The organism is Okeania hirsuta (assembly GCF_003838195.1).
GTDB lineage: Bacteria > Cyanobacteriota > Cyanobacteriia > Cyanobacteriales > Microcoleaceae > Okeania > Okeania hirsuta.
In genome coordinates, this window is the sequence record NZ_RCBY01000006.1 from 16635 (window position 1) to 37763 (window position 21129).

Annotated in this window: 19 protein-coding genes and 3 pseudogenes; 7 read left to right on the plus strand and 15 right to left on the minus strand. The window is 34.9% G+C overall.

The window, feature by feature from the left end; genetic code table 11:
• Positions 1 to 242 precede the first annotated feature (242 nt).
• Positions 243 to 1010: a PspA/IM30 family protein gene (locus D5R40_RS01865; RefSeq protein ID WP_124144000.1), complete on the plus strand. Its 768-nt coding sequence runs from the start codon at positions 243 to 245 to the stop codon at positions 1008 to 1010.
• 490 nt (positions 1011 to 1500) lie between these two features.
• Here the strand turns inward: D5R40_RS01865 and D5R40_RS01870 are convergent, their stop codons facing one another.
• From D5R40_RS01870 to D5R40_RS01885, 5 genes and pseudogenes are all read right to left on the minus strand, one after another.
• Complete coding sequence (locus tag D5R40_RS01870; RefSeq protein WP_124143999.1) at positions 1501 to 1719, minus strand: IS1 family transposase; 219 nt, start codon at positions 1717 to 1719, stop codon at positions 1501 to 1503.
• A gap of 180 nt (positions 1720 to 1899) precedes the next feature.
• Positions 1900 to 2118 carry a hypothetical protein gene (locus tag D5R40_RS01875; protein ID WP_338043223.1) on the minus strand — a complete coding sequence of 73 codons (219 nt, stop codon included), beginning with the start codon at positions 2116 to 2118 and terminating at the stop codon, positions 1900 to 1902.
• 459 nt (positions 2119 to 2577) lie between these two features.
• Positions 2578 to 2787: a helix-turn-helix domain-containing protein gene (locus D5R40_RS01880; RefSeq protein ID WP_161564638.1), complete on the minus strand. Its 210-nt coding sequence runs from the start codon at positions 2785 to 2787 to the stop codon at positions 2578 to 2580.
• A 19-nt stretch (positions 2788 to 2806) separates the two neighbouring features.
• Positions 2807 to 2965, minus strand: a complete 159-nt coding sequence (locus D5R40_RS34390) for a hypothetical protein (protein ID WP_161564637.1) — start codon at positions 2963 to 2965, stop codon at positions 2807 to 2809.
• A 64-nt stretch (positions 2966 to 3029) separates the two neighbouring features.
• Positions 3030 to 3387: pseudogene (locus tag D5R40_RS01885) on the minus strand (transposase); the annotation flags it as partial.
• Positions 3388 to 4324: 937 nt separating this feature from the next.
• Between D5R40_RS01885 and grxC the strand changes: the two are divergent.
• A complete protein-coding gene (gene grxC / locus D5R40_RS01895; protein ID WP_124143998.1) occupies positions 4325 to 4642 on the plus strand; it encodes a glutaredoxin 3 in 318 nt (105 codons plus the stop codon).
• 277 nt (positions 4643 to 4919) lie between these two features.
• Here the strand turns inward: grxC and menD are convergent, their stop codons facing one another.
• The 8 genes and pseudogenes from menD to D5R40_RS01930 all read right to left on the minus strand — a co-directional run bounded on the left by menD (position 4920) and on the right by D5R40_RS01930 (position 13684).
• Positions 4920 to 6677 (minus strand): 2-succinyl-5-enolpyruvyl-6-hydroxy-3-cyclohexene-1-carboxylic-acid synthase, encoded by a 1758-nt coding sequence (gene menD / locus D5R40_RS01900; protein WP_124143997.1) that lies wholly within the window; start codon positions 6675 to 6677, stop codon positions 4920 to 4922.
• Between the two features lie 275 nt (positions 6678 to 6952).
• Positions 6953 to 7498: a DNA-binding protein gene (locus tag D5R40_RS01905; protein ID WP_192901076.1), complete on the minus strand. Its 546-nt coding sequence runs from the start codon at positions 7496 to 7498 to the stop codon at positions 6953 to 6955.
• A gap of 256 nt (positions 7499 to 7754) precedes the next feature.
• A pseudogene (locus D5R40_RS01910) lies at positions 7755 to 8484 on the minus strand (formylglycine-generating enzyme family protein); the annotation flags it as partial.
• Between the two features lie 58 nt (positions 8485 to 8542).
• A complete protein-coding gene (locus tag D5R40_RS36915) occupies positions 8543 to 8842 on the minus strand; it encodes a hypothetical protein (protein ID WP_192901075.1) in 300 nt (99 codons plus the stop codon).
• A gap of 748 nt (positions 8843 to 9590) precedes the next feature.
• The gene (locus D5R40_RS01920; RefSeq protein WP_124143996.1) at positions 9591 to 10286 is read right to left on the minus strand and encodes a hypothetical protein; all 696 of its coding nucleotides are present in this window, start codon (positions 10284 to 10286) and stop codon (positions 9591 to 9593) included.
• Positions 10287 to 10614: 328 nt separating this feature from the next.
• Positions 10615 to 12108 (minus strand): isochorismate synthase, encoded by a 1494-nt coding sequence (locus D5R40_RS01925; RefSeq protein ID WP_124143995.1) that lies wholly within the window; start codon positions 12106 to 12108, stop codon positions 10615 to 10617.
• 424 nt (positions 12109 to 12532) lie between these two features.
• Positions 12533 to 12670 (minus strand): annotated as a pseudogene (locus D5R40_RS38975) (zinc ribbon domain-containing protein); the annotation flags it as partial.
• 12 nt (positions 12671 to 12682) lie between these two features.
• Positions 12683 to 13684 (minus strand): RNA-guided endonuclease InsQ/TnpB family protein, encoded by a 1002-nt coding sequence (locus D5R40_RS01930; protein ID WP_240038845.1) that lies wholly within the window; start codon positions 13682 to 13684, stop codon positions 12683 to 12685.
• Positions 13685 to 14136: 452 nt separating this feature from the next.
• On the opposite strand from D5R40_RS01930, the gene menA reads away from it, so the two are divergent.
• Together menA and msrB are read left to right on the plus strand one after the other, a co-directional pair.
• The gene (menA, locus tag D5R40_RS01935) at positions 14137 to 15033 is read left to right on the plus strand and encodes a 2-carboxy-1,4-naphthoquinone phytyltransferase (RefSeq protein WP_124144017.1); all 897 of its coding nucleotides are present in this window, start codon (positions 14137 to 14139) and stop codon (positions 15031 to 15033) included.
• Positions 15034 to 15369: 336 nt separating this feature from the next.
• The gene (gene msrB, locus D5R40_RS01940; RefSeq protein ID WP_124143994.1) at positions 15370 to 15768 is read left to right on the plus strand and encodes a peptide-methionine (R)-S-oxide reductase MsrB; all 399 of its coding nucleotides are present in this window, start codon (positions 15370 to 15372) and stop codon (positions 15766 to 15768) included.
• Positions 15769 to 15968: 200 nt separating this feature from the next.
• Here the strand turns inward: msrB and D5R40_RS01945 are convergent, their stop codons facing one another.
• Positions 15969 to 16673, minus strand: a complete 705-nt coding sequence (locus tag D5R40_RS01945) for an RNA-guided endonuclease InsQ/TnpB family protein (protein ID WP_511035093.1) — start codon at positions 16671 to 16673, stop codon at positions 15969 to 15971.
• A 126-nt stretch (positions 16674 to 16799) separates the two neighbouring features.
• On the opposite strand from D5R40_RS01945, the gene D5R40_RS01950 reads away from it, so the two are divergent.
• Entirely contained in the window at positions 16800 to 16976 is a 177-nt protein-coding gene (locus D5R40_RS01950; RefSeq protein ID WP_124143993.1) for an anacyclamide/piricyclamide family prenylated cyclic peptide, read from the plus strand.
• Positions 16977 to 17156: 180 nt separating this feature from the next.
• A complete protein-coding gene (gene menH, locus D5R40_RS01955) occupies positions 17157 to 17987 on the plus strand; it encodes a 2-succinyl-6-hydroxy-2,4-cyclohexadiene-1-carboxylate synthase (RefSeq protein WP_240038844.1) in 831 nt (276 codons plus the stop codon).
• Positions 17988 to 17998: 11 nt separating this feature from the next.
• Here the strand turns inward: menH and D5R40_RS01960 are convergent, their stop codons facing one another.
• The gene (locus D5R40_RS01960; RefSeq protein WP_124143992.1) at positions 17999 to 18559 is read right to left on the minus strand and encodes an EF-hand domain-containing protein; all 561 of its coding nucleotides are present in this window, start codon (positions 18557 to 18559) and stop codon (positions 17999 to 18001) included.
• A gap of 716 nt (positions 18560 to 19275) precedes the next feature.
• Between D5R40_RS01960 and D5R40_RS01965 the strand changes: the two genes are divergently transcribed.
• The gene (locus D5R40_RS01965; RefSeq protein ID WP_124143991.1) at positions 19276 to 20238 is read left to right on the plus strand and encodes an o-succinylbenzoate synthase; all 963 of its coding nucleotides are present in this window, start codon (positions 19276 to 19278) and stop codon (positions 20236 to 20238) included.
• Positions 20239 to 21129 lie beyond the last annotated feature (891 nt).

The window sequence follows — 21129 nt, forward strand, 5'->3', positions numbered from 1 at the left end:
AATATTTCAGTCTTAATATTTATGTCCGATGTTTTTCGTTGATACTTAATCTAAAAATCATTACCACTCAGCAAAGTCCTGATTTTTATGGGTAGTTCGCGGAGAAAGAAAGACTTAAAATGAATGTATAGCTATGGGGAGAGTATCCTTATCTATTACTAATGAAAAATTTGGCTTATAGTAGTTAGTATTGGCCAGTAAGAGCTAGAAGCTAAATTAAACATCAAAGGAAAAATAAAATTATGGGATTATTTGATAGAATTGGTCGCCTTGTCAGAGCTAATGTTAATGAAATGGTAAGTAAAGCTGAAGACCCTGAGAAGGTTCTAGAGCAGTCTATTATTGATATGCAAGAAGATTTGGTACAGTTGCGTCAGGCTGTTGCTAGTGCTATTGCTACTCAGAAACGTAGCCAACAACAATATAATCAAGCTCAATCTCAAGCTAATCAATGGTACTCCAGGGCACAGTTAGCTCTACAAAAAGGAGATGAAAATTTGGCCAAGGAAGCTCTACAGCGTAAGAAGACTTATTCTGAGACAGCAGACACTGTAAAAGTATCTTTGGACAGTCAAACAAGTCAGGTAGAAGTTTTAAAGCGGAATTTAACTGCTTTGGAAGGTAAGATTTCTGAAGCTAAGGCGAAGAAGGATATGCTGAAAGCGCGAATGACTGCTGCTAAAACTCAGGAGCAACTCAATAATACCATGGGTTCTCTGAATACTAGCGGGGCAATGGCAGCTTTTGACAGGATGGAAGAAAAAGTTTTACAAATGGAGGCCCGTTCCCAAGCTACAGCAGAGTTAGCTGGTGGCAGTGGTTTGGAAGAGGATTTCCGAAAGTTGGAAGCTAGTAGTGATGTTGATGATGAGTTAGCGGTGATGAAGGCACAACTCTCTGGAGGTTCTGTAAGTCAGAATCAACTACCTGCGTCAAATCAGGGTTCAGCAGAAAAATCGGAGGTTGATGCTGAACTGGAAGATTTGCGTAAACAACTTGACAAAATGTAATTTTTGTTTATTTTCTAAATGTGCTGATATTTCGGCAATACTTTGAGCCTTGATGGATATTATAGCGATTTTCAAATATATAGACTACAGTGGCCTCCTAATCGATACTCCCTAATCCAAGAGAATTTTGTAGTCTACTTAAATGAAAAGTGTTATAAGTATAATCTGTCAAGGCATTTTTCTGTTAAATTACACAATTTTGGGCAAAAATACTGAGGTTTTACTATTGGCATAGTTATCAGATTGGGCTATGTACTATATGGGGTAGTGCAGAGCGCAAAGTGTGGGAATGGTAATTAGATCATTCCAGTTCCAAGGGGCGATATAGCTGCCGCTAGGCTCCGCCAACGCCAGCCCCGATCTTTGGGCTGCAGTATTGTCCTTGCGACTATGAACCCAAATCCAATTAAAGTAGGCGATACGCCTGACGCCACGCTCCGCGAACGCTAACCTCACTGTTACTTCCGTTTGCTGCCAGACCTTACCAAACTTATTCTGGGGTGCGATGCCACCGACCTATCTGCTGTCGGACAATTCTATTAGTTCGTTCTAATTGCTGAGTCTGGTCTTTACCGATGATATGTTCTACTTCTGGTGGTAAAACTCGTTCATACCCACCCCAATCATCTGTATAATAATGTTTACAGCTAGTTTTTCCTTCTGTATTGGCGATTAATTCTGTATCGGAACTCGTGACTTTGTTTGCCAACTCTAGTAGCCAAAATTAATCCACGTTCTGGATCCTTGAGTCATGCCAATCCCACAATCCCCTTCTGTTAATTCATTTGCCTGAGAATGTTTTTGTGTCTTGAGTGCGTCTTACATTCTGGGGAGACCTCACCAATTAGCACTCGCTTTTTTTAGACGAATGACCAAAACTCATAAGTAGCTAGGCAGAATTAAATAGAAAACGTTCTGTGGTATGTTGGTCTTGTTGAGCGCGAGCTTCTACACCCTCTATAACAGCCATCGCCAAATCATATTCATCTTCAAAAATCCGACCAGCTAGTTCATGTGTTTTAAGTTGATGCCACTGTGCTTCAATCAGATTCATTTGTGAGGAATATTTGGGCAGTTGGAAGAAAAATAATCCTTGGGGCATGGCAATAACTCCAACGTTCTCTGATTTTTTTGCTCAGGTGTATAGAATGGTTATCTTGAACTATTACTGTGATTTGTCCCGTCTGCTCAAAACCTTGAGAGGCTTGTTGAGCTTGCCAGTCCATTAGCTTAAGGTAAGATTCTCCTTTAAAAGAACCTAACTTTAGTCCATCATCAAAACTAACTCCGATGGCATAAAGACCTAGAATATTTAACCTTTCCCCCCGTTTTTTTGTCTGTTTGAGGAGTTTTTGCTGTCCACAACGAGCATAACTGTAACTGACGGGACTCCAAATACAAAAACCGGATTCCTTTACGGAATTTTAGGCAAATCTCTCCTGCACTGTGAGACCACAATAACCATTCGTGCGTCAGCTTTTTTGGCTTGTTTTTGTTGAGCATCTGGGGGGGGAAGGTTGTTGATATCTTGTCCTTTTCCAACGCCACCCCTTTTTTTGAGGACTTTTCAGTAGCGATCGCTACTGAGAGTCACTCCTCGCTCTTGAGATAGTTTTCGGGATAATTGAGCCGCATTATAGGTTCGTTCATCTTTTTCCAAACAAATCTCTATATGTTTTATATCTTCTTCAACCCACTTGGCTTTTCTTCCTCTACCTATCTTTTCCCACAGTCCCTCAAAACCTTGGCTTGACCAACGGTGAAGACTGTTTCTCACGGTGTGAGGTGACTTATTTTTATATAGCAGCGATCGCTGCTACAGACCATCCATGATGATTGAGTCGAACTATTTCCGCTGTTTCTCTCACTCTTGAGGGGATTCCCTCAATTTTCTGGAATTCCAGCAGTTCTTTGTCTTCAGCTTCACTCAAATGTACTCTTAAAGGGGCTGGCACACTATAAATTTTCCTCCATCTACTCGACTAGGCTATTTTACAACTTTTTTTGCCTGCCTACTTAACTGCTGATTTGTGAGGTTTCAATATCTTGGACATAAGCATGATGAATCATCTGTCCTTTTTGAGAGGTAGCTCTCACCAAACTGACTACCGTATTATCGGCCAGATTCACGCTCTCGACTAATTCCTCTTAAACTACTACCCTCAACGTGATCCTGTAGAACCATGGGCATTTTCTCTGGTTCAACTTTTCGCCGATAGTAGAGAGTGTCAAAAGTATCGGTGTTTGCCCAGCATTCCGCAGGAAAAGTTTGTAGGCATTCAGGACAATAATATCGTTGACTTCCTTTGCTAGTCTTTCCATGTTTATGAGTTTTCTGATGGCCACACAGAGGACATTCCATGATGATTGAGAGTATTTAGGGACAATACTCATCTGATCATTCCCACACTTTCGCACAGGCACTACCCTATATGGCAATAGACAGATAGGTTAGGACATAGAGTAATAATGATCTTTAGACAGGGAAATATTTTTCCTACTGTTTCCTGTTCCCTGGTATAAATAACTTAGATTTGCCTCTCCTCAATAAATCAGCTAAAAGTGATTATAGGACTATTAAATTTAAGCTCATTTATGTATTATTCAATAATAAGTAAAATTTATGCCTTCTACTTTCATTAAATATTTATTAACTTAATTATGTCTAAATTACGCTGGCTAATTCTCAGTTCTTCTGCTTCTGGATTTGGTCTTTGTTCAGTTTTATTCGCCATCTTTACAGTGTTTAATGAATTAAGTATTTTAAACGTTTTGGTGCTGATTTTGGTCTTAGTTTTTTTGATGCTTAATTTAGTATTTACAGCTCATTATTTTTCTCAAATTTCCCGAGAACTATACATTAGAGATAAAATGCAAACACAAATGAAGATGAGGGCTAAACCTACAAGGTATCGATATTAAATTTTGAGTCAATCATTACTGTAATATAGTTGTCGGGAATATGGAACAGACTATTTATAGTAAATACTTACTAAATTAGTACAATATCATGTCTGTTTAATTAGCGATAAAAAAAATATATTCTCACTTCAACGGCAAATCTTCCTCATTCTTCCTGCTCCCCACTCCCTGCTCCCTTATTCTTATTTATCAGTATTCAAACAGATATGATCTAATACAACAATCTTGGGCAAAATATTGATAGGTATATTTATAAAAAAAAGACACTTTTTATCAAGTCATAAAATTGCTAAATAAGGCAGAAGGTTAGTTTAAGTTGTTGCAATTTTCAGGAAAAATACGTTAAAAAGTATCTACACTTGCTAATTTATTACTAGGGCTAATTACTAAAAATGTTTGACTTTATTAATCCTATTCTTGGTCGTCATCCAGAACAAATCAAGGCTAACGTTGAAATTTATACTTGGCAAACTTGTCCCTATTGTATAAGGGCAAAACTTTTGCTGTGGTGGAAAGGTGTCAACTATACAGAATACAAAATAGATGGCAATGCAGCTGCCAGAAATACTATGGCTGAACGTGCGAATGGATATCGTACTGTGCCACAGATTTTTATCAATGACCAACATATTGGTGGCTGTGATGATATTTATACTCTAGATGGAAAGGGTGAGTTAGATCCTTTATTGAGTAAGCCTGCTGCTGCATAAATTTGGGATTATTTGAGAGTAAGAAAAAATTAAATTATTATAGCGCTACGTGCTAGGGAATAGGGAACAGGGAACAGGGAATAGAGAACTGTAAAATGGTTTTTCCTGTGGAAACGCTCTGCGAATAAGATTGAAAAATGTCTTAACCAATTTTTGTAGTGGTATACACTTTAATTTATAGTAGTCGAAGCAAATGGCGCGGACAGATCAAAAGCTTAAAACTCAGACAACATAATATTTTTCCTTCTTCTTTCTTCCTTCTTCCTTCTTTCTTCTGCTATAGCAATAGATTTGCTGCAAATTTATCTAAATTATTTAACCGCCATTTAGCATCTAGTCGGCGGTTTGTTTGTAATTCTAAAACTCTTATTCCACTACTAGGTAGAGTATTTAAAAGTTGTTGTAATTGCTGCCAAGAAGATATTTTCTGATGTTCTACACCATAAGTATTACATAGCTGGGCAAAATTAATATCTTGGGGAGTAGCAAAAAATTCTGTAAAAGGTGGTTCAAATTTAGCTATTGGTAACATTTCAAAAATTCCACCTCCCTGATTATTAATCAAAATAATAGTTAAATGACCGACTAATTTATTTCTCAGTAAAAAACCATTAGTATCATGTAAAAGTGCTAAATCTCCTGTTAATAAAACACTGCTTTGTTGACGATGAGCAATACCTAAAGCAGTTGATAAAGTACCGTCTATTCCATTTGCACCTCGATTGAAAAATGGCTTGATTTGGGAATTATTAGGAACCCAGAAAAATTCTACATCTCTGACTGGCATACTATTAGCAATAAATATTGGTGTACCTTGGGGTAATATTTGAGAAATTAACCAAGGTATTTTAGGTTCAAATATTTGATTAATTACTGCCATTTTTTTGTTGATCGCCTCTCTAACTTTTACTTCAGCATTGCACCACAAATTTAAGTAATTGCCATCGGAATTACTATGGAAAAGTTTAGGAGTAAAAATTTTAGCTAGTTGTTCTACTGAAAGTTGTAAATGATTTGTCTTCCCATGCAGCGGGTCAAAATTATCCTCACTTTCATCGATGATTAATCTGTGAGGGTTAGTTGTTTCTAGCCAGGTTCTTAATTGTTTACTTGTTGGTAATTCGCCGATTTGTAAAACTATTTTAGGAATAAGTTTTTGTGCTATTTCCTGATTCCTTAAAATTAAATCATAAGTACTAATCAAATAGGGATTTAACCGAGAATAGTTTCTTAAAGGAGATAAACCTTCAGCTAAAACTGGGAACTTGATAATTTGAGAAATTTGAGCGATCGCTTGACAATATTTTTGAGGATTTTTGGGTTGTGCTAAACCTGCAATAATTATGCCTTCGCCAGATTGAAGTTGATTTTTTAAATCTAATGTTAAGTCAAAATTTGGCAAAAATTCTGTTGTGAAAATTGGTTGTACTGTAGCAAAAAAGTTTTGGGGGAATTGTGCTTCTAAGGAAATAACTTCTGGTTGGGGTATAGGAGGTAAAGGGTCTCGAAAAGGAATATTAAAATGCACAGGTCCCGGTGTCGGTAAAGTTGTTTTTCTCCAACCATGAATAATTGTTTGTCTTAAATATTCAAGTATTTTTAGTTCTATAGAAGGCAAACTTAGTTCAACTTGCCAGTTGGGATAACTGCCATATAATTTAACTTGATCTATTGTTTGACCTGCATGACAATTTCGTAATTCTGGAGGTCTGTCTGCCGTTAAAACTAATAGTGGGATACGACTTTCTTTTGCCTCTATTATGGCAGGATAAAAATTGGCAGCAGCAGTACCAGATGTACAAACTATTACCACAGGTTGATAATTTTTCCTTGCTATTCCTAGAGCAAAAAATGATGCGGAACGTTCATCAAGAATAGGAATTGTTTCGATTTTTGGGTGAGTGGCAAAGGCAAATGTTAGAGGCGTGGAACGGGAACCAGGGCTAATAATTGCTGTAGTTAATCCTAGATATTGTAATGTTTCTACTAAAATTGATGCCCAGACTGTGTTTATATTTCTAAAATCAATTGGCATTTTTGAGTTTTGAATAGTAATAGGGTACTCATCACAAAAACTAATACCAAATTGATAAGAAGTTGCATAGAAAAATATTTTAATCGGGGTTGACTGTAGATCGAGATAGACAAGTTAATAAATTTCATAATTCTGTGCCACCTCACATAAAATTGGTATAACACCTACTACCTACCACCTAATTCTTGCAGCCTCACATAAAATTGGTATCAGGGTTATAAAAGTACCTGAAACAATAGAATATCAATTAACTGAACCTTTGCCTCTCTCTATATCTAACTACTTCTGTTATTTACTTTAGTTTCCGACTTTTTCTTTTTAGCTTTAGACTTTTTTGGAGTCTCTTCTGGAGGCGGACCATAATCTCCATCTGGAAAATATTTTCGCTCAACTATATATTCTGGTTCCACTTCAATCCACAGCCGGGCACCCCCAGCTTGACTTTTATTAGGTTGATGAGGTTGATAAACGATTTGGCAAGGTCCGTTAATTTTCAGGGCGTGGCAATATTTTTTTTTATCCCCCACTTTCACAGCAATTGCTGGATGAGAAGTTCCATTGTCTCGGTTGTAATCAATATTCTTCCGTATAACATGAACAATAGTTTTGGCTTTGCGTTGAAGTTTGTTCCAAGTAGGTTGTGGACCACGACTACCTGGTGTAATCTCTGGCATTCCCCGATGGTTAAGGGGAATCATCCAAAGTCTTTTAAATTTATAAGCTCCTTGAACCCGGCCTTGATTAAGTAAAGTTCGCAATCTACCTGTTGAGATATTTAGCAGAAAAGCTGCTTGTGTTGTGGTTGTTGTTGAGATAGTCATAACTATAACGTCTTAGTTTTGAAATTTGAGCGTATGATTTTTGATTGAATAAATTAATTTTAAATTTTGAAATACAATTTCATAAGTAGGGAGATAGAGAGAATCATATGTGAAGTTCTCTCCCGTTAAATCGGAGATTATAACGGGAGCTTCTAAAACAAGGATAACTATACCCAAATTAATGTTGAAGTCACGCCTGGCACTCCGGCAATCCCAAGAATTGTAGTACCAGCTACCGCCACGGAGCAATCTTCTATTACCTAAATAACATGGGAGCATGAAAGCCATCGTCTTTTAAGCGATGGATGAAAGGTGACTCGTCGGATTTTAATCCGAAGTATTTTATTTTACTATTTCCTCCAGTTTCCCAAGCACTTCCGTTAGTAGGCGCTCCATTATAATTATCGTGCCAAACATCTAGACACCATTCCCAGACATTCCTGTGCATATCGTATAAACCAAAGGCATTGGGAGGAAAACTTCCTACATCTGTTGTTTGTCCTCTTTTCCCCTCATAGTTAACTAACTCAGACGTTATAGTTTTTCCAAAATAGAAAGGAGTAGTCGTCCCGGCGCGACAGACATATTCCCACTGACTCTCGCTGGGCAGGGTATAAATTTTCCCAGTTTTCTCAGATAGCTTTTAACAAAACTCTATGGCGTTGTGCCAATTCACATTTTCCTACTGGGCGACTTTCTCTTTTAAAGTGAGAAGGATTATTTCCCATAATGGCTTGGTACTGGTTTTGAGTAATAGGATATTTACTCATATAAAAAGCTTGCAGAGTAACTTGATGTTGCGGACTTTCATTACTATCTCTTCCCGCCTCATTTTCCGGCGAACCCATGAGAAAACTTTCTCTAGGAATATAAACCATTTCTAATTTAATCCCATTACCCAAGTATGCGATTTTTTGCCTGGCAGTTCCCTGGGTGCGGTTAATAATTTTGCCAGAGTTGTTGACAGTAACTACTTCAAAAGTAAAGACTTCCCCTTTCGTCTCCCACTGCCTTTTTTCCTCTGCATCTCTTTCTTGTTTTTACCTAGTCTTCGCTATTGGTTTTGTAACCTCTTTTAATTTCTATTCCCACTCCTTGAAGTTCTTCATTTTCCCTGTAATTACTCAAATTCGATAAATTATCCCCACCAAACTTTTGATTTATCTCTTGTTCGGTTTTCCCTTTTGCCAAGAGTTTCTGTTTAACATTCGTTTCCCAATGTAAGGCACGTTGAATAGCAAATTCATAGAGAATTGTCGGATAATGTAGATTGCGAATTATAGTTTTGTAGAAAGGATAAATTTCTTGTCCGCCACTCCAATAGGCAACTTGAATATTAATCAAATCTCCATCTACTTCTGATTCTATTAATAGTATAGGTTCAGATTTTAAGCGACTAAATATAGCTTTAACTGCACTACCTCTAGCAAAACGGTTACTATCCCAAGCGTGGTCTATTAATTCTGTGGGTCGTTGTTTGTTTTCTAGAGGATAGTATTTTTCGAGGAAATTTCGTAAGTTTTGGGAAAGACGTTTTTCTACTTTAGGAAATCCAGAAGTAGAAGTTTTATTTAGGTGTTCAAACGGTCATAGTCTATTTCTGGGGGTGCGAGTATTATTTGTATGGGCACAAGATTTCGTCCTTGATGATATTCAAGTATTTGCCAGGGGTAAATTTTGAGTAGCCAGTTATCTAATTCTTTAATTTCTAGGGCAGCTTCTCGTTGATATATTGCGTTGAGAAATTGAGTTTCTCGGTTATATTGAGCAAGTTCGATTTGTAGTTGTTTTTGTTGTTGAAATAGCCATGCTTGAAATTATTGATTGCTTTTAGCTATTTGCATATCCACTGCTTGAATAAATTCTTGGAGTGTCCGATTTTCTTGCCATTGGTACTAGACTATTTTGCCTTGAAATTCTTGACGATAAGTTTCTAGGTCAAATTGTGCAGAGATTTGTTTTTCTTGTAGTTCTTTTTGATGAGCAAAGCGTTGACTTTCCAAGTCTCTTTGAAATACTTGATTATTTTGTTGTAATTTTGCTTGAGCATCAAGATGTTGATATTCTATTTCTGCCTGAAATTCTTGGTTATTTAGTTACCATCTGTACCTGCATATCCTAAATAATGATAACTAGAATTATAAACTTTACGATCTTTTAAATAACCTACATAATGACCATAGCGATCGCTACTTGTATGTAGGTCAATATGACCTGCATTATCTATTGTTGTGTAAGGATATTTATCGTCATAATTATATGCAGCAGTGGTGGATGAATTAAATTCTAAATGATGACTATATAGACTCATATTTTGACTCTCAAAAGTATGAGAACTTAAACTTAAATTATTTTGCTCTTGCTGAAAGTGAGAAATTTCTGGTGGTAGAGCATGAGAGTTTACCCCAGAAATTTCTGTACCAAAATTTTGATGTTCAAATTGCTGCTGCTGATGGAAATTATCGGTAAAATTTTGATTTATATCATGCGACGTTGAGGAAAAATCATCATTGTTAAGTAAACCATAATTGTCACTAATACCACTATCTTGATTTGCAAAATTATCGAACGAAAAATTATTTTGCTCCAAGTCTATATTTGCCCCTAAACCCATACTTGAATGTTGATAGTCGAATTGCTGTTGCTGATGGAAACCATCGGTCAAATTCTGGTGTAAATCTTGATTTATGTCATCCAGTGTTGAGGATAAGTCATCGTTATTAAGTAAACCAGAATTATCACTAATACTGCTATCTTGATTTGACAAATTATCAAATAAATTGTTCATATTAATTCTACCCTTAAACTATATTTGCATTATATCTTTATGGCAGTTGAAAACTAGCAGATAGTTGTGATAGATAAATTCTATTATTATATGTAGAGCTTACTGAATAAATAGAATGGTTGGCAAGCATTCAGTGGTCAGCTATCAGCTATCAGCTATCAGCTATGAGTTATTAACTCATTATTGTGGCAGAAAGAATTAGTCTCGAAGAAGAATGAAAAGTTATTAATAAAATTGGTCATAAGCGAACCTTAGTCGTTGCTTGAATATGTTCAAAAGCTGAATGTTGAATGCTAATAGCTGAATGCTTACAAATGGTTGTATTTACTTAAACTAAAGCTTTTAATAAAGTCTGAAGTTTTAGTTGAACTTCTGCTAATTCTTTCTCTGGTTTTGAACCAGTAACTATGCCTGCACCTGCAAAAAGTCTGGTACGGTCTCCGTCTATTAATGCTGACCTAATACCTACAACAAATTCTCCATTTCCTTGATAGTCTATCCAACCTATAGGTGCTGCATAAAGTGAACGCTCGAAAGTTTCAAAATTATGTATTTGTTGTTGAGCAGTATCTCTAGGAACTCCTGCTACTGCTGGCGTGGGATGTAACTCTGCTAGGATTTCTAATAGATGAATATTTTGGGAAATTTCTGCTGTAATTGGTGTCCATAAATGCTGAATATTTGACAATTGTAATAAATGGGGTTGAGGTGGGTAATGAGGATTTAATCCTAAATCTTGGAGATGTTTAATAATAAAATCTATGACAAATTGATGTTCTCGTAAATCTTTTTCACTGCATAATAAACTCTTGGCTAATTTGACATCTTGGGTGGAAGTTTTACCTCTGGGCGCTGAACCTGCTAAAGCATCTGTAATTAATTGATTATTATTAATACTAATTAATCTTTCCGGACTTGCGCCTATGAAGTTTTGACCTTTGCCATTACTGGTAGAAAATACATAGCAGTCTGGATAAATGAATCGTAAGTTATTTAAAGACTGAATTAAGTTAACAGGGGTTTGAGAATATATGTCTATGGCGTGTGCTAAAACTATTTTTTTTAAGGAATTTGAGTTAATCAAATCTAGAGCGGAAGCTACTGATTTTTTAAAGTCCTGTAAATGATTGGGATTAATTTTCCGAAGATTTCCGCGAGGCTTGATTAAACTTGATAAAGAAGTATTATTTATTTGAGTAATTTGCTGGTATTTCTGCCAAATTATCTGGGAAATATTTTTAATATTTATAGATGTAGTAATAACTGTATTAATCACAAGTATACAGCGATTATTTTTCTGAGTTATTTGCCACTGTGGCAAAAATATAGTTGCAGAAGGAAAGTGAGAGTTTATAGATGGTTTCTCCTGATAATTACCATTTTGAGAAATATGTAGATTGATTTGGGAATCTTGTTCAAAGAAAGTAAAACTACAAAAAAAGTGAGGACCTGAAAATGGTAAATGTGTTGCACCTAAAACAATTGTATTATTAAGACATGACTGAATAAAAGATCGAGCTTGTGAGAAACGGTTCCCACCCATAACAGTCAAGTGGGTAGCAGCATCTGCAGCAGCGATCGCTAAGGTATTTTTTTCAGTATTTGTTTTTCCAATAATTTGTTTTTCGAGATAAAAATGTAGTTGATGAGGTTCACAAATTTCCTGCAATACTGCTAGGGGATCTACTGGTAATATTTCCACAGAAATACTAATGACTTTTTTCTGTACCTGTTCCGTTAATGTCTGTTGACAATTTAACAGAAACTGATGCAGGTCCTGGCAGCTTTGAAATAGATTAACAGAAGTGGGTATTGCAGGCATGAAAAAAAGAATCGGAAATTTTCACTGAATATTAAGAGAAAGTGATTGGTAGGGCTGTTCAATTACTAAATATGGCCCAATTTATCCCCTAGTTTTAATTAAAATTATCACCTTTATTTATATTAGACCCCATAGTTATGGTCAAAATTAAATCTTTTTCCCTCCTTTTTTTGCATTTCTCTTTTCTGTTTTCTTTTTGAGACTTTGACATATAGTTAGCGCCAGGCTATTGCCAAGAGCTTTAAGTTTGGTTTTTTGACACTCCCACCGTTAAATCAAAGATTATAACGGGGGATTCTTGATTTAATGACTCTTAACTAGGTAACAAATCAAATAAGCTGAATTGTACCCCCGTCAGACCGTCTCCACAAGCTCTCTTGCTCCGTCTTGACGCTGAGGGAACCTCAGCGCAGGCGGTGCGCTTTTATTTAACGGTGTGCCCCACCGCTCTTAATCCTCTATTTCTGATTACTTTTGCAGCAGCTACATCACGATTAACCTGACAACCACAGTTGCTACAATTATGTTTTCTCTCAGCAAGTTTTTTCTTGTTTAAATAACCACAATTTGGACATTATTGAGATGTATAATTCTTATCAACCTTGGCATAATATTTACCTCTTTTCCAACAAACATAAGGTAATATTTCATTAATAAACTTACCTATTCCAGAGTCTAGAGATTGCTTTCTAACAATACCTTTAGACCAGGAAGTAAAGTTAATATCTTCAACAAAAGTATTATCTGCTAAATCACAAAGTTGATGAGCTAATTTAAAATGCCAGTCACGTCTAGTATTAGCTATTATTTCATGTAAGCTAGCTATTTTATTCTGAAGCTTTAACCAATTATTTGACCCTTTAGTTTTATTTTTAAGTCTACGTTGCAGCAATTTAAGCTCGCGTAGTTGACCTAACAAAAACTTAGGTGATGTAAACAATTTACCTGTAGAAGTTGCTACAAAATTTTCTATTCCTGCATCTATCCCTAAAGACTTTTTTCCTACTGGATTATCTGGAACTAACTCTGATGATTGGAAACTAACCATCAAATAATAACCACTAGCTTTTTTAACTATCCTAGCTTGTTTAGCTACCATATTTTCTGGATATGGTCTGCTTTGCCTTAATTTAATCCAACCTAACTGAGGTAGTTTAAATCTGTTATTACCCAAGCAATTCTTTAACATTGCTGGAAAGACAAAACTCCTCATCCTCTTCTTGAATCTAGGAAAACCTCTTCCTAAACTTTTCATATCAACAAATGCTCTATCTAAAGTTTTTAAAGTTTGTTGTAATACTTGAGCATTAACTGACTTTAACCTAGGATTAGTTTTCTTAGCTACTGTTAAACTTTTAGCTTGACAATTATAATTAGGGTAGGGAGCATCAGCAGGAATAATATATTCAGAAATAATTGAACAACTATTAATCAGTGATTTTCTTGAACTTAGCCAGTCTTTCCGCTCTCTCAAAGCATAATTGTATACAGTTTTGCAAACATCAAGAATCTGATTAATTTCTGCTTCTTGTTGTTTTGTAGTTTTGAGTTTATACTGGTAAGTTAAAGTAATCACGTTGACGGTTTTTTTTGTTTCCTAACCTATTAATAATATCACACAATATTATTAATTACAAACCTTATTAAATATCTCAAAAACCTAGATCAAAGGATTCGCTACCGCTCAATTAATTTGCGTTTTTGTAATTCATCTCACCGCTATAATCTTTGATTTAGCGGGAGTCCTCTTTCAACATTCTCTGATAGAGGATTATTCAGAACAACTAGAAAGGCCAAATTGAATCAAATGTAAAGGAAAAATAAATTACATAATTTTTTGTTAAGTTTTCTGCATAACTCGGAAATTAAAGTCTTAAGAGATGAACAATTGTTGTGAGCGAAAAATATTTCTGAAGTATGTTTATCATTATCTATACTTAGGGTTGAGAAGTTTGTCACAACTGATTAAACTATGACAATCAACGAGCATAACTATTGCCACAATCAAAGATTAATTATCAAATTAAGATGACATTTCAAACAATAAATCAATCTCAAAAAAAATTATGGCTAGCTGCCATCAAACCACCTATGTATAGTGTAGCTATTATGCCTATATGGGTGGGAACTGCAATAGCTTTCTGGGAAAAAAATTCGATTAATTGGTCGATTTTTTCAACATTTCTTACATCAGCAATTTTAATTTTGGCCTGGGAAAATATTAGTAATGATGTATTTGATTCAGAAACAGGTATCGATAAAAATAAACACCATTCTTTAGTAAATTTGACAGGAAATAAATCTTTGATGTTCGTCCTGAGTAATTTATTTTTACTGTTGGGAATTTTAGGAATTTCAGGAATTAGTTGGTGGCAAAAAGATTTAACGGTGATTGGATTAATATTGTTGTGCTGTTTTTTGGGATATATTTATCAAGGTCCTCCTTTTAGATTAGGATATCAAGGCTTAGGAGAAATTCTCTGTTTTTTTGCTTTCGGTCCTTTGGCAATTTCTGCTGCTTATTATAGTCAAACTAAAAGTTGCTCAATGATAAGTTTGACCGCATCAATAATTATTGGAATTACTACTACTATTATTCTCTTTTGTTCTCACTTTCACCAAGTAAAAGATGACTTAGCAGCAGGGAAGCTATCGCCTATTGTGAGAATGGGAACTAAAGCAGGTTCTCAATTATTAAGTTGGTCTTGTGGTATTGTTTTTGTACTCATTTCTATCTGTGTAGGTTTAGGAATTTTCCCTGTTTGGACTCTGTTAAGTTTTGGTGGTTTACCATTTGCTATTCAGTTATGTCGCCATGTTGGTAATTATCACGACCAACCAGAAAAAGTTAGTAACTGTAAATTTATTGCTGTTTATCTACATTTTTTTAGTGGATTATTATTTGGTTTGGGATTTATTATTTAAACATGATATATGGGAAATATGAGGAGCAGGAAACAGGGAACAGAAAACAGTGGGAAAAATATTTCCCTGTCTAAGATTGATTGTCACTCTTAATAGACATCTCCAATAATAAAAAATAAAATCAATTATCGTAGATAAATCATCAATTATTTCCATCTACTCTGTAGGGACGTTGGATTCAACGTCCATATTTTCTATATAATTTTCTGCCCAAGGAAAAAAACAATCCTCAGAATGCTTAACAATATGTTACAATTAGTCAAGCATGACAATATATAGCACTTAAAAATTAGGTGTTGTGCTCAAAAATAATCTGTGAATAGGAATATTAAAAGTATGGTTAGTAAAGTTCAAAAAAGCGAAAAAGAGTGGAAAGAACAACTCACACCAGAACAGTTCAATGTAACTAGAAAAAAGGGAACTGAAAGACCATTTACAGGGGAATATCACAACAATAAAGAAAAAGGAATATACAAATGTGTTTGTTGTGGTGTTGACTTATTCAGTTCCGAAGAGAAATATGATTCTGGCACAGGTTGGCCGAGTTATTGGGCACCGATTAATCAGGATAATATCAAAGAAGAAGCTGACTGGAGTTTATTTATGCGAAGAACAGAAATTCTCTGTAGTAATTGTGATGCTCATCTCGGTCATGTTTTCCCTGATGGTCCTCCACCAACTGGATTGCGTTATTGTTTGAATTCTGCTGCGCTGAAGTTTGTTAAGTCTGATTGACGTTCTCCTCTGCCTAAAGGCAAGAGGATTCTAAATATCACTATGCTCGACTTTCTCTTTCGTCGAGTCGGCTTATCTGTTTGGGTTTCCCCATCCAGACAGAGGCCAGTCTCTCCAGAGATGTTACTTTCCCCGCGCCCCGGGGTAGTTGATAGTTGCTTGAGAGCAGATTGGAGAATGTTGATTGCAGCATTTGCCTCCTAGGTCGGAGCTACGCTAACGTCTCTATCTGCTTCATAACCACAGTGGGGACATTTATGGGTTCTAGTGCTTAAAGTTTTGCTTACTTTTTTACCGCAGTTCGAGCAGTTTTGAGATGTATTGAATGGCTCAACTGCGATAACTGGAACTCCATAAATGCTGCCAAAATACTCTAACCATTCCCTAAATTTGTACCAAGCAGCATCATTAATGGACTTGGCTAAATGATGATTTTTAACCATGTTACGCACTTTTAGGTTTTCTATCGCTACCAAGTCGTTAGACCGGATGACGTGCTGTGCTGCTTTGCCAGCCCAATCGTTACGTCTGCGTGATACCTTGAGATGCGTTCTACCCAACCGATTTCTTGCTTTTATCCTGTTTTTGCTACCTTTTTTAGTACCAGATAAACGCTTCTGTAGCTTTTTGATTTGGCGCTCATCCTTTCTGAAAAACCGAGGATTATCGACTTGATTACCTTCAGAATCGGTGTAGAAATGATTTAAACCTACATCTAATCCCGTTTGTTTTCCTGTTAATTCTTTTTTTTTCTCCCTGGTGTGGTCAATCAAAAACTGAGCATAATAACCGTCATACCTTCTAATTATTCTGACTCGTTTAATTTGTTTGAGTTGATAATAATGAAGGTTGCGACTTCCCCATAGTTTAAAAGTACCAACTTCAAATTTATCCGTTAAAGTCAAATAACGTCTATCTTCTGAAAGTTTTCAACCAGAGGTTTTATATTCAACCGAGGCTCTGACCTGGTATTTTTTAAACTTAGGATAGCCCTTCTTTGATGAGCTAACTTGATAATAGGAGAAAGCACAATGAAAAAAGAAAAGAAAAATCTTCTACCTCAAATATCTGCACCAGTCCAGCGACAAATCACAGGTCAAGAAGTAACAGCTCAAAGCTCAAATAATGCCATAGCTTCATCTATCTTTGGTATTGAGGAGCGTGGTAGCGGAGTTTACTTAACTTTTGCAGGAGATGATGCAGAGTAAAGCTCTCAAATAATTGCATATCTCAGAATACTTCAAAATTTTTTCTCTAAGTTCATCAGTTTTCATTGATTTTAAATGATGTCAAAGTAAATGAGGCTAGAGGCAAATAACAAAGGTAGTAAAAAATTAAATATCTGTGAATAATCTACCGCCTATTCTTACCCTATCTAGGGTTTTTTTTTGACAAAATTGACAGAAATATCTCGTTATTATCAACTCAACTATTATTTAACAGGTAACACTAATAACCCTGTTATTCTATTACTACATGGATTTATGGGAAGTAGTAATGATTTTGTCGATTTCATTCCCCAATTATGTGAATATTTTTGTTGTCTAACAGTTGATTTACCTGGACATGGAAAAACTATAGTTACTGGCAGTGATGAGTATTACGATATGGAAAATACTGCCATAGCATTGATTCATTTATTGGATGAGTTGAAAATTGATAATTGTTATTTATTTGGTTATTCAATGGGTGGCAGATTAGCTTTATATATGACCATTAGTTTTCCCACTAGATTTAATAAATTAATATTAGAATCAGCGTCGCCAGGATTAAAGACTGAAGTTGAGCGATCGCTCCGTCGTCAATCAGATTTAAAGTTAGCTGATAAATTAGAAAACAGTAATTTTCAAGAATTTTTATCTAATTGGTATAGTCAAGGATTATTTAAATCTTTGAGGCAAAATAATAGTTTTGAGAAAGTCATAGAAAGACGGTTAGAAAATAAACCATTAGAATTAGCAAAGTCTCTCCGAAATTTGGGAATAGGCAATCAACCTTCTCTCTGGGATAAATTATCAAATCATCAGATTCCTACTTTATTAATGGTGGGAGAATCTGATGATAAATTTAAAGCTATTAATTTAAAAATAGCAGAATTATGTCAAGTTGCTAATATGAAAATAATTCCTGAATCTGGTCATAATATTCACTGGGAAAATCCTAGAGAATGGATTGAAAATGTAATAAATTTTTTGGCAGAAGGAAGGAAGAAGAAGTAATTCAAGAAAAGCTAAATTTCATAGGAACCATAAAGCCAGTTGCCTAAAGCATCAGGATCGTTACTGACATGAAAATCTTGACTTCGTTGAAGATATTCTTCTCGTGAAATATACCCTTTTCCATCCCCATCTAATTTGATAAATGCAGATTTAGCAGTTGCTTCATCTAAACCAATAGCTCGGCAAAATTGTATGTATTCAGATTGAGAAATAGTTCCATCATTATCCGCATCAAGGATACTGAAAATAGTATTAGCTTTAGCAGTATGAGATTCCTGCATTTCTCGTGAATTAGGAAAATTATCAACAGATACCTCGACAACTTTTAAGTATTCCTGAAGACTCACTTTTCCATCATCATTAATATCAGCAGGTTGCCAAAAATTCGTCCAGATATCCTTAAACTTAGCAAGAATATTTTCAAATTCTAATGTTCCAGGTTGCCAATCTCGCAATTGAGCAAGATTTTTTGCCCACCTTTGTAAGTCTGCTTCTTCTACATAGCCACTACCATCAACGTCATATACATAAAAATTCTTAGTGTGTTTTTTCGTCAACAACTCAGTAAGCATTTTTTTCCCTTGAGAAAGAACAAGATAGGTATGTCACGACTATAATTGATTGCCGAGTAATTTTCAAGAGTCAGATTTAAAATTAGCTGATAAATTGAAAATATAAGGATGATTGGGGTGCATATCATATTTGCAAAAATACTTTTTTCCTATATATTCTCAGATGAGCTGTTGCCTTTCGGAGCTGTTGCCTAAAAGCAATAAATTTTTAGCTTTATTCAAAATTGAGATGCACCCGATGATTGTGATTTTCAGCTAAATAAATCAGACAGCAAAAATACAACTTTTATAGATGTGGTCTAATCTAATTAAAACTGCTATAAATTTTATCCTTACCTTGCAATAAAAAGGCAAAGAGGTTAAATTTTTCCAAAAAAATCTTCCCCCAAAAATTATGTACTATCAACTTTTATAGATGTAGACTAATTTAATAAACACTACTATAAATTTTATAGCAGTCACCAAGGAGCTTAGGACATAAAAGACAAACATAGCTATCGTCTCTATGAGATGGTCTAATAATTTGATATTTTTCTCTGCCCTAACCGCTGTAGCAGTTGCTATATAGTCATTCCAATTAAGATTGAGACACTTAACCTTGATATAATCCTTAAAAATAAGGGATTTATCCGTCTCATTTTTATTTGAAACTACTATACCTTGTAAAAAATAGACTAGGAGGTTGAATTTTTCAAAGAAAACCTTCCACAAAAATTATGCACTATCAACTAAAATTTTTCCTCTACAAAAGGAACTTCAAACAACCTCTCAAAACCAGCCATGGTATCTGGAATATTAGAGAAGGAATTATTTTACAACTAACCAGCAAAACTGGAAAAATAGGTTTAGGTGAAATTGCTCCTTTGAGTTGGTTTTGCTCTGAAACTTTGTCGGAAGCTTTAGATTTTTGTCACCACTTACCAACAGAAATTACAGTAGAAACAATTTTATCTATTCCTGAAAATTTACCTGCTTGTAAGTTTGGTTTTGAGTCGGCTTGGGAAAATCTTAGAGAAAGAGAAATAGATAAGAAAGAAGAATTGAAAAACTCTAATTTTTACAGTGCTTTATTACCAGAAGGAGAGCCAGCTATAGAAATTTGGAAGCCACTATGGCAAGAAGGATATCGTACTTTTAAATGGAAGATAGGAGTTAATAAAATTCAAACAGAAATCCAAATTTTTCAGCAGTTAGTTAAAGCACTTCCTACAGAAGCAAATCTCAGATTAGATGCTAATGCTGGATTAACTTTTGAGGAGGCAAAACAATGGTTAGAAATATGTGAAAATCTCAATTTAATTGAATTTATAGAGCAACCTTTATCTGTCGATAAATTTGAGGAAATGTTGAAATTAAGTCATCAACACTTGACTCCTATTGCTTTAGATGAATCTGTTGCTAACTTCAGTAAAATGCAACAATATTATCAACAGGGTTGGCGAGGAATATTTTCGATAAAACCTGCTATTTTTGGTTCGCCTTCCCAACTCCGTAATTTTTGCCAAAATCATATTATTGATGTAGTTTTTTCTTCAGTATTTGAAACAAAAATTGGTAGAAAATCAGCACTACAACTCGCGACAGAATTACAACCAAATATACTTAAAAGTCGTGCTTTTGGTTTTGGAATTACTCATTGGTTTGATGAACAAGAAGAAATATGGCAAGACAATTTATAAGTCAAATTTTTAACTATCTGAGTACAAGTAGTGATTTACTGAAAAACTGATAAGTAATAACTGATAACTGATAACTGAAATTACTCATTGGTTTGATGAACAGGAATAAATATGACAAAAAAATTTATGAACCAAATTTTTAACTATCTGAGTACAAGTAGTAATTTACCGAAAAACTGATAACTGAAATTACCCATTGGTTTGATGAACAGGAAGAAATATGACAAGACAATTTATAAGTCAAATTTTTAACTATCTAAGTAAAAGTAGTGATTTACTGAGAAACTGATAAGTAATAACTGAAATTACTCATTAGTTTGATGAACAAGAAGAAATATGACAAGACAATTTATAAGTCAAATTTTTAACTATCTAAGTATAAGTAGGGTTTGCTGAAAAAGTCTTTTTGTTGAGATAGGGAGTAGGGAGTAGGGAGTAGTGAAGAGTCAAGAGTTGGAAAGAGTCGTAGAGGAACTACTTGGAAAAATTATCCCCAAATTGTTCTGCCTCTATCTTGCCCCAATACTCACTTTTTGAGCAATGTGCAGGCAAAAACCTGCTACTTTTTTACTACCTAAAAAGGCAAAAACCTTTATATATCAAGACTTTTATCTTTAATCAGCAAGCCCTAAGTAGTGATTTACTGAGAAACTGATAAGTAATAACTGAAATTACTCATTAGTTTGATGAATAAGAATAAATATGACAAGAAAATTTATGAACCAAATTTTTAACTATCTAAGTAAAAGTAGAGATTTACTAATTGGTAATAAGTAGGTGCGGGTTTAACTAAAAGCCTTGAGATAAGAGAATCTAGTTCTCAAAACCTGCCCTCTTTATTCTATTGAGTGTTTGAAACAAAAGTTATTAGAAAAACTGCACTATGACTTG

Bases quoted from the DNA above. Each gene is read 5' to 3' on its own strand.
- menD (WP_124143997.1), bottom strand. From the start codon at position 6,677: ATGCCAATTGATTTTAGAAATATAAACACAGTCTGGGCATCAATTTTA.
- D5R40_RS01905 (WP_192901076.1), bottom strand. From the start codon at position 7,498: ATGACTATCTCAACAACAACCACAACACAAGCAGCTTTTCTGCTAAAT.
- menA (WP_124144017.1), top strand. From the start codon at position 14,137: ATGACATTTCAAACAATAAATCAATCTCAAAAAAAATTATGGCTAGCT.
- D5R40_RS01925 (WP_124143995.1), bottom strand. From the start codon at position 12,108: ATGCCTGCAATACCCACTTCTGTTAATCTATTTCAAAGCTGCCAGGAC.
- grxC (WP_124143998.1), top strand. From the start codon at position 4,325: ATGTTTGACTTTATTAATCCTATTCTTGGTCGTCATCCAGAACAAATC.
- D5R40_RS01965 (WP_124143991.1), top strand. From the start codon at position 19,276: ATGCACTATCAACTAAAATTTTTCCTCTACAAAAGGAACTTCAAACAA.
- D5R40_RS01950 (WP_124143993.1), top strand. From the start codon at position 16,800: ATGAAAAAAGAAAAGAAAAATCTTCTACCTCAAATATCTGCACCAGTC.
- D5R40_RS01960 (WP_124143992.1), bottom strand. From the start codon at position 18,559: ATGCTTACTGAGTTGTTGACGAAAAAACACACTAAGAATTTTTATGTA.
- D5R40_RS01920 (WP_124143996.1), bottom strand. From the start codon at position 10,286: ATGAACAATTTATTTGATAATTTGTCAAATCAAGATAGCAGTATTAGT.
- D5R40_RS01865 (WP_124144000.1), top strand. From the start codon at position 243: ATGGGATTATTTGATAGAATTGGTCGCCTTGTCAGAGCTAATGTTAAT.
- msrB (WP_124143994.1), top strand. From the start codon at position 15,370: ATGGTTAGTAAAGTTCAAAAAAGCGAAAAAGAGTGGAAAGAACAACTC.